The organism is Pseudomonas sp. PS02303 (genome assembly GCF_029959925.1).
Taxonomy (GTDB): domain Bacteria; phylum Pseudomonadota; class Gammaproteobacteria; order Pseudomonadales; family Pseudomonadaceae; genus Aquipseudomonas; species Aquipseudomonas mandelii.
This window is the reverse complement of record NZ_JASCOM010000024.1, coordinates 40,853-54,635: the sequence shown is the minus strand read 5'-3', so window position 1 is coordinate 54,635 and position 13,783 is coordinate 40,853. Positions and strand designations below refer to the sequence as shown.

Annotated in this window: 14 protein-coding genes; 11 read left to right on the top strand and 3 right to left on the bottom strand. The window is 56.3% G+C overall.

From position 1 onward, the window contains the following. The 11 genes from QMX98_RS09240 to QMX98_RS09190 form a co-directional block, all read left to right on the top strand. The coding region (locus QMX98_RS09240; RefSeq protein WP_282410620.1) for an aldehyde dehydrogenase family protein at positions 1–308 on the top strand (308 nt) is incomplete at its 5' end. Positions 309–421: 113 nt separating this feature from the next. Next, a complete protein-coding gene (eat, locus tag QMX98_RS09235; protein ID WP_077749222.1) occupies positions 422–1,870 on the top strand; it encodes an ethanolamine permease in 1,449 nt (482 codons plus the stop codon). 51 nt (positions 1,871–1,921) lie between these two features. Beyond that, entirely contained in the window at positions 1,922–3,316 is a 1,395-nt protein-coding gene (locus tag QMX98_RS09230) for an ethanolamine ammonia-lyase subunit EutB (RefSeq protein WP_282410619.1), read from the top strand. 8 nt (positions 3,317–3,324) lie between these two features. Next, on the top strand, positions 3,325–4,149 hold the full coding sequence (gene eutC, locus QMX98_RS09225; protein WP_177346247.1) for an ethanolamine ammonia-lyase subunit EutC: 825 nt from the start codon (positions 3,325–3,327) through the stop codon (positions 4,147–4,149). Between the two features lie 120 nt (positions 4,150–4,269). Beyond that, complete coding sequence (locus QMX98_RS09220) at positions 4,270–4,728, top strand: GNAT family N-acetyltransferase (RefSeq protein ID WP_010467342.1); 459 nt, start codon at positions 4,270–4,272, stop codon at positions 4,726–4,728. A 238-nt stretch (positions 4,729–4,966) separates the two neighbouring features. Then, positions 4,967–5,623, top strand: coding sequence for a DedA family protein (locus QMX98_RS09215; protein WP_010467341.1), 657 nt, complete (start codon positions 4,967–4,969; stop codon positions 5,621–5,623). A 6-nt stretch (positions 5,624–5,629) separates the two neighbouring features. Next, positions 5,630–6,442: a zinc-dependent peptidase gene (locus QMX98_RS09210; RefSeq protein WP_282410618.1), complete on the top strand. Its 813-nt coding sequence runs from the start codon at positions 5,630–5,632 to the stop codon at positions 6,440–6,442. Between the two features lie 273 nt (positions 6,443–6,715). Beyond that, the gene (gene ppa, locus QMX98_RS09205) at positions 6,716–7,243 is read left to right on the top strand and encodes an inorganic diphosphatase (protein WP_008052339.1); all 528 of its coding nucleotides are present in this window, start codon (positions 6,716–6,718) and stop codon (positions 7,241–7,243) included. Between the two features lie 230 nt (positions 7,244–7,473). Further along, a complete protein-coding gene (locus QMX98_RS09200; RefSeq protein ID WP_154914156.1) occupies positions 7,474–8,220 on the top strand; it encodes a S24 family peptidase in 747 nt (248 codons plus the stop codon). Positions 8,221–8,745: 525 nt separating this feature from the next. Next, the gene (locus QMX98_RS09195; protein WP_282410617.1) at positions 8,746–9,969 is read left to right on the top strand and encodes a site-specific integrase; all 1,224 of its coding nucleotides are present in this window, start codon (positions 8,746–8,748) and stop codon (positions 9,967–9,969) included. Between the two features lie 239 nt (positions 9,970–10,208). Beyond that, entirely contained in the window at positions 10,209–11,156 is a 948-nt protein-coding gene (locus QMX98_RS09190) for a hypothetical protein (RefSeq protein ID WP_282410616.1), read from the top strand. Between the two features lie 186 nt (positions 11,157–11,342). On the opposite strand, the gene QMX98_RS09185 is transcribed toward QMX98_RS09190, so the two are convergent. The 3 genes from QMX98_RS09185 to QMX98_RS09175 all read right to left on the bottom strand — a co-directional run bounded on the left by QMX98_RS09185 (position 11,343) and on the right by QMX98_RS09175 (position 13,758). After that, positions 11,343–12,821: a YfjI family protein gene (locus tag QMX98_RS09185; protein WP_282410615.1), complete on the bottom strand. Its 1,479-nt coding sequence runs from the start codon at positions 12,819–12,821 to the stop codon at positions 11,343–11,345. Between the two features lie 12 nt (positions 12,822–12,833). After that, positions 12,834–13,037 (bottom strand): AlpA family phage regulatory protein, encoded by a 204-nt coding sequence (locus tag QMX98_RS09180; RefSeq protein ID WP_282410622.1) that lies wholly within the window; start codon positions 13,035–13,037, stop codon positions 12,834–12,836. Positions 13,038–13,347: 310 nt separating this feature from the next. Further along, positions 13,348–13,758, bottom strand: coding sequence for a helix-turn-helix domain-containing protein (locus QMX98_RS09175; protein ID WP_282410614.1), 411 nt, complete (start codon positions 13,756–13,758; stop codon positions 13,348–13,350). Positions 13,759–13,783: the final 25 nt, after the last annotated feature.

The window sequence follows — 13,783 nt, the reverse complement described above, 5'->3', positions numbered from 1 at the left end:
GCCCGGTGGTGAGCATCACCACCTTCAAGGACGAAGCCGAAGCCCTGGCCATCGCCAACGACACCGAGTTCGGCCTGGGTGCCGGCCTCTGGACCCGCGACATCAACCGCGCCTACCGCATGGGCCGAGCGATCAAGGCCGGTCGTGTGTGGACCAACTGCTACCACCTGTACCCGGCGCATGCCGCGTTCGGTGGTTACAAGAAGTCCGGCGTCGGCCGTGAAACCCACAAGATGATGCTCGATCACTATCAGCAGACCAAAAACCTGCTGGTGAGCTACGACATCAATCCGTTGGGCTTCTTCTAAACCGACTGTCGCAGGCAAGCCACTCTCCTTGGGAGTGGGCTTGCCTGCACATTGGGCCTTCGCTCCCACCCGGCAACCACGCCGGTCAAAAACAATAAGAACAGGTGAAACCTATGCCTAGCGATCAAGCCAGCGTGCAGCCGGCTACCTCCTCGGTCGACTTTGAAAAAGTCGGCTCCGACTATTTCCAACAACGGGAACTGAAAAAAGGTGCAGCAGGCTGGGTCCTGCTGGTGGGTCTGGGCGTGGCCTACGTCATCTCCGGCGATTACGCGGGTTGGAACTTCGGCCTGGCCCAGGGTGGCTGGGGCGGCATGTTTCTCGCTACGTTACTGATGGCGACCATGTACCTGTGCATGTGCTTCTCCTTGGCGGAACTGTCGTCGATGATCCCTACCGCGGGTGGCGGCTATGGTTTTGCCCGTAGCGCATTCGGACCGTGGGGCGGTTTTCTGACCGGCACCGCGATCCTGATCGAATACGCCATCGCTCCGGCGGCGATCGCGGTGTTTATCGGCGCCTATTGCGAGTCACTGTTCGGCATTGGTGGCTGGATGATTTACCTGGCGTTCTACATCATCTTTATCGCCATTCACATTTTCGGGGTCGGCGAAGCCCTGAAACTGATGTTCGTTATCACCGCCATCGCCGCGCTGGCATTGGGCGTGTTCCTGGTGTCGATGGTGCCGCACTTCGACGTCGCCAATCTCCTCGACATCCCAGTGACTGACGCCAAGGGCGCCAGCAGCTTCCTGCCTTTCGGCTACGTCGGCGTTTGGGCGGCAATTCCTTACGCGATCTGGTTCTTCCTCGCTGTCGAAGGCGTGCCGTTGGCAGCAGAAGAAACCAAAAACCCGAAACGCGACCTGCCTCGCGGCTTGATCGGCGCCATGCTGGTGCTGGTGAGCTTTGCCCTGCTGATTCTGGTCATCGGCCCGGGCGGTGCGGGCGCCAATGCACTGCTGACCTCGGGCAATCCGTTGGTCGAAGCATTGAGCAAGGCCTATGGCGGCTCGACCTGGATGGGCCACTTCGTCAATCTGGTGGGCCTGGCCGGGCTGATTGCCAGTTTCTTCTCGATCATCTACGCCTATTCGCGACAGATCTTCGCGCTGTCCCGCGCCGGCTACCTGCCGCGCAAACTGTCAGAAACCAACAAGAGCAAGGCGCCCGTACTGGCTCTGATTATCCCCGGCATCATCGGATTCGGCTTGTCACTGACCGGTCAGGGTGACTTGCTGATTCTGGTAGCGGTGTTCGGTGCGACCATTTCCTACGTCCTGATGATGGCGGCGCACATCACACTGCGCATTCGACGCCCCAAAATGGATCGGCCCTATCGCACGCCCGGCGGTATTTTCACCTCCGGTGTAGCGTTGGTGCTGGCTTGCATCGCCGTAGTAGCGGGTTTTCTGGTAGACCCACGCGTAGTGATTGGCGCTGCGATCATCTATGGAGTGTTAATTGCTTACTTTGCTTTCTACAGTCGGCATCACTTGGTAGCAGGCACGCCCGAAGAAGAATTCGCGGCCATTCAGAACGCTGAAAAAGCCCTGCACTAACGGCCAGAAATTACGGCGCAGGCCCTGCCTGCGCCGTCACGGAGAATCTGTATGGCAAGTTTTGCTCACTCGGTCGGCGCCCTGACCTTCCGTTTCGACAGCCTCAAGGACGTCATGGCCAAGGCCAGTCCGGCGCGCTCCGGGGATTTTCTGGCCGGCGTCGCCGCCCTCAACGATGGCGAGCGCGTAGCGGCGCAAATGGCCCTGGCTGACATTCCGCTGACTCACTTCCTGCAGGAAGTACTGATTCCTTACGAGGCCGATGAGGTCACCCGACTGATCATCGACACTCACGACAAACATGCGTTCATGGCCGTCAGCCACCTCACCGTCGGCGGCTTCCGCGACTGGCTGCTGAGCGACGCGGCCGACGAACAGAGCCTGCGCACCCTGGCGCCCGGGCTGACCCCGGAGATGGTCGCCGCTGTCTCCAAGATCATGCGTGTGCAGGATCTGGTGCTGGTGGCGCAGAAAATCCGCGTGGTCACGAAATTCCGCGGCACGATGGGCTTGCGCGGGCGTTTATCCACGCGCCTGCAACCCAACCACCCCACCGACGAACCGGCCGGCATTGCGGCGAGCATTCTCGACGGCCTGCTGTATGGAAACGGGGACGCGATGATCGGCATCAATCCGGCCACCGACAGCATCGCGTCGATCTGCGCCATGCTGGAAATGCTCGACGCAATCATTCAGCGCTACGAAATCCCGACCCAGGCCTGTGTGCTGACCCACGTCACCACCTCCATCGAGGCGATCAATCGCGGGGTTCCGCTGGACCTGGTGTTCCAGTCGATCGCCGGCACCGAAGCGGCCAACGCCAGTTTCGGCATCAACCTGAATGTCCTGCAGGAAGGTTACGACGCCGGGCTGAGCCTGAATCGCGGCACCATGGGCCAGAACCTGATGTATTTCGAGACCGGCCAGGGCAGTGCCCTGTCAGCCAACGCCCACCACGGCATCGATCAACAGACCTGCGAGACCCGTGCCTACGCTGTGGCGCGTCATTTCAAGCCGTTTTTGGTCAACACCGTCGTAGGATTCATCGGCCCGGAATACCTCTACAACGGTAAACAGATCATCCGCGCCGGCCTTGAAGATCACTTCTGCGGCAAGCTGCTCGGCGTACCGATGGGCTGCGACATCTGCTACACCAACCACGCCGAAGCCGATCAGGACGACATGGACACGTTGCTGACCCTGCTGGGCGTCGCCGGGATCAACTTCATCATGGGCATCCCCGGCTCCGATGACATCATGCTCAACTACCAGACCACCTCGTTCCACGACGCCCTTTACGCCCGCCAGACCCTGGGCCTGAAACCGGCGCCGGAGTTCGAACAATGGCTGGCGAGAATGGGCATCCTGACCCAGGCGGATGGCAAGATTCACTTCGGCGACAGCCTGCCGCCGGCCTTCCGTCAAGCCATGGCGCAATTGGGATGAGCGTTGAAATGGATAAACCACCTGTTGACCCAGAGAATCCGTTGCTGGAGCTGCGTCGCCTGACCCCGGCGCGGATTGCCCTGGGCCGCACCGGCACCAGCATGCCGACCAGCGCGCAACTGGATTTCCAGTACGCCCACGCACAAGCCCGGGACGCGGTGCACTTGCCGTTCGATCATGCCGGGCTCAGCTCGCAACTGGCCGAGGCTGGACGCGAGAGTTTGCTGCTGCACAGCGCCGCCACGAACCGGGACACTTACTTGCAGCGCCCTGATCTGGGGCGAAAGTTGAGCGATGAATCGGCGCAGACCCTGCGCGAATACGCGCAGGCGAACCCGGGTGGCGTGGATCTGGTGATCGTGGTCGCCGATGGCTTGTCGGCGCTGGCCGTTCATCGCCATACCTTGCCGTTTCTGGCGCGGATGCAGGAGCAAATCGAGGCTGAAGGCTGGTCCGTTTCACCGGTGGTGCTGGTGGAACAAGGGCGGGTCGCGGTGGCCGACGAGATTGGCGAACTGCTCGGCGCAAAAATGGTGGTGATCCTGATCGGTGAACGCCCGGGTCTCAGTTCGCCGGACAGCCTGGGTTTATATTTCACCTACAATCCAAAGGTCGGGCTGACGGACGCCTACCGCAATTGCATCTCCAATGTCCGGCTCGAGGGCCTGAGCTACGCAATGGCGGCACACCGCTTGCTGTACCTGATGCGCGAGGCTTGCCGCCGCCAGCTGTCGGGGGTCAATCTGAAGGACGAAGCCCAGGTTCAGACGCTGGAGTCGGACGCAGGTGCGGACATGAAAGGTAATTTCCTACTGAGCCCGCCGAATGCCTGAACCGTTTCCGCATTGCGTTTCTGTTCCGGTTTCAGGCAGGATCGATGCACGGCTGCCCGAGTGAAGAACCGTTCGCCGTCAGAGCACGTGAAGACAGCCACTTGAAGACGAGACCTATCGATGCGGATTATTCAAGCGACCCTCGAACACCTGGACCTGCTGACCCCGTTGTTCGTCAAATATCGCGAGTTTTATGGCTCCTTGGCTTATCCAGACTCCTCCCGGGCATTCCTTGAAAAACGTCTGCGCCGCAAGGAATCGGTGATCTATCTGGCGCTGGCCGATGACAAAGACAAGCTGATGGGTTTCTGTCAGTTGTACCCGAGCTTTTCGTCCCTTTCGCTCAAGCGCGTGTGGATCCTCAACGACATCTATGTCGCCGAAGACGCCCGCCGTCAGCTGGTGGCCGACAACCTGATTCGCACCGCGAAGAAAATGGCCAAGGAAACCAATGCCGTGCGCATGCGCGTTTCCACCAGCAGCAACAACGAAGTGGCGCAGAAAACCTACGAATCCATCGGGTTCAAGGAAGACACCGAGTTCAAGAACTACGTATTGCCGATCAGCGACGAGCTCTGATCCTGACTTCTGTGATGAGGGAGCGCGCTCGTTCATCACAGAAAGGGTTATTTATTGTCACCAGACTTCCGGCCGCGCCATAGACATCCCCCGCTACAATCTCGACGCGCGTTTCACCACTCAGCCCGTATAATGCCGGCCTTTTCGGCTTGTAAGAAAAACTACACTCGTCTGTAGGCTTTCGCGAAGTCATCCGCACAGGCCTGCTGAGTCCGGCCGTCACCACAGGTGCCCCTCCATGGATTTCAACCCGATCGACCTTATCCTGCATCTCGATGTTTACCTCGATTTGCTGGTGAACAACTACGGGCCATGGATCTACGCCATCCTGTTTCTGGTGATCTTCTGCGAAACCGGTCTGGTGGTGATGCCCTTCCTGCCGGGCGATTCGCTGCTGTTCATCGCGGGCGCCGTTGCGGCCGGCGGCGGCATGGACCCGGTGTTGCTGGGCGGTTTGCTGATGCTCGCAGCGATCCTCGGTGACAGCACCAACTATGTCATCGGCCGAACAGCGGGCGAACGCCTGTTCAGCAACCCGAACTCGAAAATCTTCCGTCGCGACTACCTGCAACAGACCCACGATTTCTATGACAAGCACGGTGGCAAGACCGTGACCCTGGCGCGCTTCCTGCCGATCATCCGCACCTTTGCACCGTTCGTCGCCGGCGTCGCCAAAATGCCTTACCCGCGTTTCTTTGCCTTCAGTGTCCTCGGCACCATTCTGTGGGTCGGCGGTCTGGTGACCTTGGGTTACTTCTTCGGCAACGTGCCGTTCATCAAGAAAAACCTTTCGCTGCTGGTGGTGGCCATCATCCTGCTGTCGCTGGTACCGATGATCATCGGCGTGGTCCGCAGCCGTTTCGGCAACGCCGCGTCCAAAACCCAATCGCGCTGACCCGCGATGTGGTCCCTGAGCGCCTGGCGTCGCCGGCGCATCCTGGCCAGACACCCGATTGCCGACGACGTGTGGCAGGGGGTGCGCCATCACTTGAGTTTTCTTGACGGCATCAGCGCCGCCGAAGACCAATGGCTGCGTGAAGCCTGCGTGCTGTTCCTGGAAGATAAACACCTGACCGCCCTGCCCGGCGTCGAACTCCATCAGGAACAACGCCTGTTGCTCGCCGCTCAAGCGCAACTGCCACTACTGCACTTGGGCGATCTGAACTGGTATCAGGGTTTCCACGAAATCGTCCTCTACCCCGACGACTTCCTCAGCCCCCAACGGCATCGCGATGCCAGCGGTGTCGAACACGAGTGGGACGGCGAACACAGCGGCGAAGCCTGGCAGCAAGGCCCGATCATCCTTGCCTGGCCCGGCGTGATGGCCAGCGGCGGCTGGGAAGGCTACAACCTGGTGATCCACGAGCTCGCGCACAAACTCGACATGCTCAACGGCGACGCCAACGGCTTGCCGCCGCTGCACCCCGACATGCGGGTCAGCGAGTGGGCCAAGGTCATGCAACACGCCTACGACGACCTCAATCGGCACCTTGACCGCAATCCGGACGCCGAAACGGCCATCGATCCCTATGCGGCGGAAAACCCCGCCGAATTCTTCGCCGTCACCAGCGAATACTTCTTCAGCGCTCCGGATTTGCTGCACGAGGCGTATCCTCAGGTCTACGAGCAACTGAAGCTGTTTTACCGCCAGGACCCGCTGGCCCGGCTACGGCAACTTCTGGCCGAGAACCCGGTCTATCAGGCACACGACTAGTGCCCAGCCTCACCGATACGTTGCTCTTTTGACGAGTGGTCGTTGTGGTCAGGCAAGGCGCCGCGACGAGTCATAGCTGGCTATGGCGAGGAGCGGCAACGCAGCATGACCGCAACGGACGCCGTCAAAAAGCAACAGTATCGGTGAGGCTGGGCACTCGGGTCTACACGACCTCTGGCACATAGCAACGGTGGCGGAATATGCCTATAATCGCCGCCACTTTTTGGTCAATCCGGCCAAGTGTTTTTGGTCAACTAACGGGGGCACCGCCCAATGAGCTACAGCAAGATTCCGGCTGGCAAAGACCTGCCGAACGACATCTACGTCGCGATCGAGATCCCGGCCAACCACGCGCCGATCAAGTACGAAATCGACAAAGACAGCGATTGCCTGTTCGTTGACCGTTTCATGGCCACCCCGATGTTCTACCCGGCCAACTACGGTTACATCCCGAACACCCTGGCCGACGACGGTGACCCCCTCGACGTGCTGGTCGTTACCCCTTACCCGGTAGCGCCAGGCTCGGTGATCCGCGCTCGTCCGGTCGGCATCCTGAACATGACCGACGACGGCGGCGGCGATGCCAAAGTCATCGCAGTCCCACACGACAAGCTGTCCCAGCTGTACGTCGACGTGAAGGAATACACCGACCTGCCACCCCTGCTGATTCAGCAGATCGAGCACTTCTTCGCGAACTACAAAGATCTCGAAAAAGGCAAATGGGTGAAAATCGAAGGCTGGGCCGGTGCAGATGCCGCTCGCGACGCTATCACCAAGTCGGTTGCTGCCTACAAAGGCTGAGACGCCACTAGCCTCGCGCCTGTGACGACTTGAAAAAAACCCCGGTTGATCCGGGGTTTTTTGTGGGCGTCTATCAAGGGCCTTTTAAACGCAGCGTTTAATTTCAGAACGCTACGTTTTTTCTTGTTTAATTTGTTCCAAATACGTCTTACATCCGGTCGTAAATTTCCCTCGAAATTTGAACGGCTCGTTTATTCAAAGCCCGGCGCAGCAGCCGTAGACTCGTGTTTATGAAAAAGAACACTAGCGGCCCACGGTTTAAAGCGCTCCTCGAAAAAGCGAAAATAACGACGACAGGTTTTGCCGCTTTCTTCGACACGGAGCCGCAAAATATCCATAACTGGTACACCCGCGGTGTGCCCGCCTACCGCATGGAAGAGGTCTCCAGATTACTCTCGGTAAACAGTGACTGGCTCAAAACAGGTGAAGGCCCACAAGACTCCAAACACCTGCGCCTTCTCGACGAGGCCGGCAACACCTTCGACGCCCAGGCCATTCGCGGCATCTACACGGTGGTCGAGCCCTCCGACGTCAAACTGCCCCTCTTCAAGGAACTACCCATCGCCCCGGGGTCCTGTAAAACCCACGTCGCCGAAGACCCCGGCCAATTCATCCGTCTGCCCAAAAGCCACCTCGACTCCCTGGAAATCAAATACACGGATGTCTTCTGCGTCCACATGATCGGCAACGGCATGGGCGAGCGCATTGAGGACGGCTCGACCCTCGCCATCGACCGCGGACTGACCAAAGTGATTGACGGGGAAATCTATGCCATCGAGCACGACGGGATGCTGCGAATCAAATACCTGCACCGGATGCCGGGCAACGCCCTGCGGCTGCGCAGCTACAACAAAGCTGAACACCCGGATGAAATCTTCAATGCCGAGCAGATTGATAAGCAGAACATCAGGGTGTTGGGGTGGGTGTTCTGGTGGTCGACCCTGAACAAACGGCGGCCGGCGGTGCCGTTTTTGTAGCACCGCGCCGTACTCGCGAGCGCTCCCACAGGTACTGCGCAATCCATGTGAGAGCGAGCCTGCTCGCGATGAGGGCGGAACACTCACGCTAAAATTCCGGGCGGGTCACTTAATCCCGAGCTCCGATAGCTCTAAGACGCACACCGCACTGGGAATTCCTCAAAAAAATCAGTATGCTGCGCCCCACATTTGCGCATCACCCCGCCCCGCGGCTCTGATCGCACCGACAAGGCAGATGACTTTCTCGCCGAGTCCCACAGCCGGACGCAAGATCCGGGTGTACGTTTTGAAGGCTGGTGAGGTTTACCAAAAATGAACCAAGCCAGTCCCCGAGAAGCCGGCCACAAGCCGGCTTTTTAATTGTCCAAAAAAACCCTATCCCATCCGAGAGCCCAGCTGATAGCCTAGCTATTCCGGGGCTTTCAGGCATTCCCCTGTCCGATGGCATTCAACGCCATTTGATCTCATCCGACGATGAAGTGGGGGGACAGGTGGGGGGACAAAAGGGACTACAGGGGAAATCCAATGGGTAAACTGAATCCAAAACAAGTCGAAAACCTGACCGAACCTGGCACCTATGAAGATGGTGATGGACTTCGCTTGGTCGTCAAGCCTACCGGGCGTAAATCCTGGCTGCTTCGCTTCCAACTGGCAGGCCGTCGCAGAGAGATGGGCTTAGGCTCCTTTCCTGAGGTCACTCTCAAGAAAGCGAGACAAGACGCCAGCAATAAACGAAGCCAGTTGAGCGACGGCGTAGACCCTCTAGCCGCTCGCGACATTGAGCGCGCTGCCCAACGCGAAGCTCAGCGTATGAGCGAGGCAAAACAGCTGAAATTCGAGACTCTCGCGAAAGAGTACTGCGAGGCACACGGGGGTACCTGGTCAGACAAGTGGCGCAAAGGATGGCTGAGGAAGCTGGAGCTGTATGCGTTTGACCACATAGGCAAACTGTCAGCCGAGGAAATCGGTACGTCTCAGGTGCTCAAGGTGTTGCAACCAATCTGGACCAGCAAGACCAGAACCGCCGACGAGTTACGCGGACAAATTGAACAGATCCTGGATGCTGCCAAAGCACGTAGTCTGCGACTGGGTGAAAACCCCGCTCGCTGGCGTGGACATCTCGAAAACCTGCTGAGTCGTGCTGAAAAGAAGAAGGCTCGGAAGCGCGAACACTTTGAAGCATTGCGGTGGCAGGACGTACCTGCACTGATGGCACGCCTCAGCGCAAACAGCACGCCAGCATCGCTAGCAACTCAATTGCTAATCATGACCAGCGCACGTGCGCATATGGTGAGATTCGCTCGTTGGGATGAGTTTGATTTGGAAGAGGGCACTTGGTCACTGCCAGATGAGCGAATGAAAATGCGGATAGCTTTCGTAATTCCGCTTACCGAGGAGGTTGTGACGCTGGTGAAAAGTATTCCTCGAATTGAAGGAAGCCCCTATCTATTCCCTGGTCAGGGTAAGTCAGGAGTGATGCATGCAAACGCCATACGCACACTTCTACATACCATGGACTACAAACACATCACCCGACACGGCTTTCGTTCGTCATTTCGTGACTGGGCAGGTGAGTGCACGAACTACCCTCGGGAAGTTTGCGAAATGGCACTCGCTCACGACGAGCGCGACCAAACAGAAGGCGCTTACTCTCGCACTGATTTTCTAGATAAACGACGTGCCCTGATGACCGAATGGGCTCAATACTTGACCCCTAATGAACCACTGCAAACACTCAATGATAGCTAAGGGTAGACAAGCATAGATTAGCTGGAGGCGCACCAGCAATGCGCCACCACTACCTCGATAGGATAGAAATCGATAGTCGCCCATACGAAAACATGCCTGAAGCACGAGCACTGAAACGCACCGCAGTCTAAGCATCGCTGCTACCCTGTCGCTTCAATATCCAGGATAGGGATGTGCCCGTGTCATTCCGAAATTACAGCCAGACTAGCCCAGAAAGACCGAACGTAGGCACGCTGGCAATGCTGCTCACTCAAGCTGGAAATGTCGTAGAGAGCGTGTTCAATCAGCTAGGCACCCCTGCCCCCGCACGAAATCAACAATTGCAGTCGCTGTATGAAAGGATGGAAAGTTTTGAGATACAACCTCGCCAGGATAAACAGGTCGACCTGACTATCCGGCAGGGCCAAGTCGCGATTGAAGAACAGTTGGTCGAACATGCCGATACTGCCCTGCGTCAAGCAGTCTACGTGAAGTTTATTCACGACAAACACCTGCCACCACAGAGTACGCCGACCCCAACCGCCGCCTATGAGCATTACTTGCAGGAAATGATCACGGCCTTGATGCTGGCCAATCGGCACCTGGCGACGCTAGAAGTACTCAAGAACCTAGAGGGCAAACACTATGGTGTACGCGCGGCCCGGGGAGGCCACGCTAAAAACCAGCAACCCTCCAGCAAGATGACATCCCAACTTATTCGCACCATGGTCAAGGGCATGCTCTACAACAAACCTGTCCTCGCGAATAGTAATAAGACCGAAGTCGCCGATACGATGGCCACGCGCATTTACAAAGCCAACCGCGAATTCGAAATTCTTGATATCACGAATATCAACGATTTGAAGCATGAGGTTCGCGATCTTCTGTTCGACTTTGCCAACATCGGTAAACGCGGCAACCAGCGGCAAACAGACCGCGAAAGACTCGGGCATATCCTGCGTCATTCATTTCCCTCGCGAGACACGGAAGAAGCGCGCCAGATGGATGTCGACGCAGCACGTACCACGGGGCGGATTGAAGGTGTGAGAACAGCGTTAGCTTTGCAACTTAAGCAGCGCTTTGGAGCGCTGCCGAGGTCAGCAATTGAAACGTTGGAGACCACTGGCGATATGGATCAACTGCAAATCTACCTAGAGCGGCTAACAGAGGCCCGCTCTGTAGATGACGTCATTCAAAACGCCCAATGAGAGATATTAATCTAAATGAGAACGCCACCGTGACGGTGGCGTTCTCAATTCACAAACAGTAACAGGCATACGATCGCCCAGTAATGGCTGACGATTGCGGATTACTAGCTCATGGCCATACGCGCCAACATATATCCACCAGCTTTCTCCTTAGGCTACACGACACCATTCGGCCCTATGCACCCGCTAAATTGAAGTTTTAAAAGGATTAAGAACACTTCTAGTAGTATAGTTGCTCATCGAGCGCTCAGGAAATATATCAAGACACACCACCTTTCCAACCTTTGACAACAAGACCTTCCTCTGCGCCACGAGCACTTCTATAGCAGGATCTAGACGCTTCACTTCACGCACCGGATTGGGCCCAAATCTCTCAATTGAGGTTTTTGGCACAAATCTCTCACCAGACTCTCGCTTTTTCTGCAGCCAAGCATCCAATTTCTGAGCATCAACTTCTTCTTGAGGTTGTGGCGTAAACATCCGTAAAAACTCGTCAGAGTACCAAAAGCAAACATCGATAGCTGCCTCCAAGGTTTCCACAGCTATTTCTCCATCTTTTTTTTCGAAGAAATGAAATAAAGCAGCTACCCTTGCGATATTATCTGCCAACTTGGACGCATGATCCCCCATACCAAAATATCGCCCCTCCGGCCTAATCTGCGACTCCACCCCATTAAAAATACTGACCCACCGGTGAATCGCCGCCTGAGAAAACCTAACCACCAACTTCGACTTATTGGAATCAGCTAGAAACTCAACACTGCTTTTAAGTATCTCGCCGACGCGCTCAGAAAACCTGTCACAACAATCCCAAGGCGCGGCGCCTTCCGCAATAAACCGAGTCCCCTGAGTAGACTCTGGACTGCAAACCAAAAACCTAGCCCACAAGCCAGATCCACGTGATTTTTCACCGTGTTTCTCCATATAGCTAAAAAATGAACTTTCTTGAACCATTAACGATACCGTCAACCGTCCTCTGACCTCATAACTTTCAGCCGTCACACGATCAACCGTTATGACATCCCCGCTCCATAGCGCATTCTGTTTTGAGAGGTCATTGAATGCCTTACCCGTCAGCACGCCACCGCCCTCACTGGAGATAAGTCCAGCTACTGGAATGTTCTGGTGCAAGCCAAGAAACAACGCCTCTGACGTAGCATCTTCGTACAGCAACTTGAAGCGCCTAGGTTTGATCGGCGTACAGGCTTGATGCTCCATGAGTTGTTTATTCGGATCACCACCCTCCGCTTGATCCAATAGAAGAGCTTCTTTCAAGATAGCCTTTCGACGAGCGTCCCAGATCGACTGTTTCGCACGCCAATCAGAGAGCTCTGTTTGATAAATCACATCCATCTCATCCTGAAAGCGCCGAACCCCTCCCATAAATACATTCTCTGCGGTCGACTTTCGCTCCCCAGAGTTGGCCACCGTGAGCAGCATTAGTGATGCCGGAACAATTTGGCCATTTGGTTTACAGACATCAATTGAACCTTGAGCCGCAGTCGCTATGGCTGTTAGCGCAGCTGAATAAATAAGTGCTCGCGGGGCCATTATATTGCGCCCAGCTTCATCTACTGCTCCCCCGATAATCGGCAAAGCCATAGACCTTGGAAACGCGCCTCCTGGAACAGGAAGCCAACTTGACACACCATTAGAAAAACTCATAAACCACCCCTCTCAAGAATTCACGCTGTAAACATTTCGGCTTTCTGCAATTCGGGACTCAATCCACCGACAAACATCTTCCTCAATCCAACCTACAGCTGACGCCCCCAACTTAATCGGCCTGGGAAAACTGCAGTCGTACCTGGGCGACATTGGATTTAAGCGATCGTAGATGGTCGACGCACTCAGCCCGAGACGCTCTCGCAATTGCCGCATGCGCAAAATTCTTAACATTAGTTTATTACTGTTTTCTTTGATCATTTCTACACCCTCTTCGGCTACGGATTCGATGAGAAGGACTTTAAAGCCCCTGCCACCCCAAGTCGTCGAAGGTGCTAAACGCCACATCCACCCTAAGCAGATCTATAGACATCACCGTACATTTTGTGCTTGGCGATTTCACCCCATCGAATCTGCCAGGGTCCACTGCAGCTGCTACTCCTGCTACTAATAGCAAAAATAGCAGCCGCACTCCCCCTACCTCCGCTCAAGACTCCCTTTCGGCTGCACCGTTAGCGTGAATAATTCAGCAGCCATGAGCTGCCTGCTGGTCAACCCATTGCAGTAGTAAGGCCCTACCAGGTCCGCTTGGCTGTCGTCGACCCTGCTCCCAGTCCTGCAGCGTGCGAGAGCTGATCCCCAACTGTTTGGCGAGCGCCTGCTGAGTTAGCTTCAGTCGTTGACGTAAACAACATACTTGCCTGAGGACGTCTGAAGATATCGAGCGGTCCTGCGTGGGATTATGTTGTCTCCTTGGCCCTTGCTGAGGAAGTTGCTTCGAAAGCTCAGAGTTAGCCGTTGTAAAAGTATATAAGGGAAATACGAAACTTACAGGCGCAGGTGGCTGTACTGCCTCTAGTGAACGTACCTGTGACTGACTTTCATACTCAGGATGCCGAGTGAGAAACTCACGGCGCCAATGCTCGCTGTAGCTCATGCGAAAGACTCCTTTTCTAGTGAGA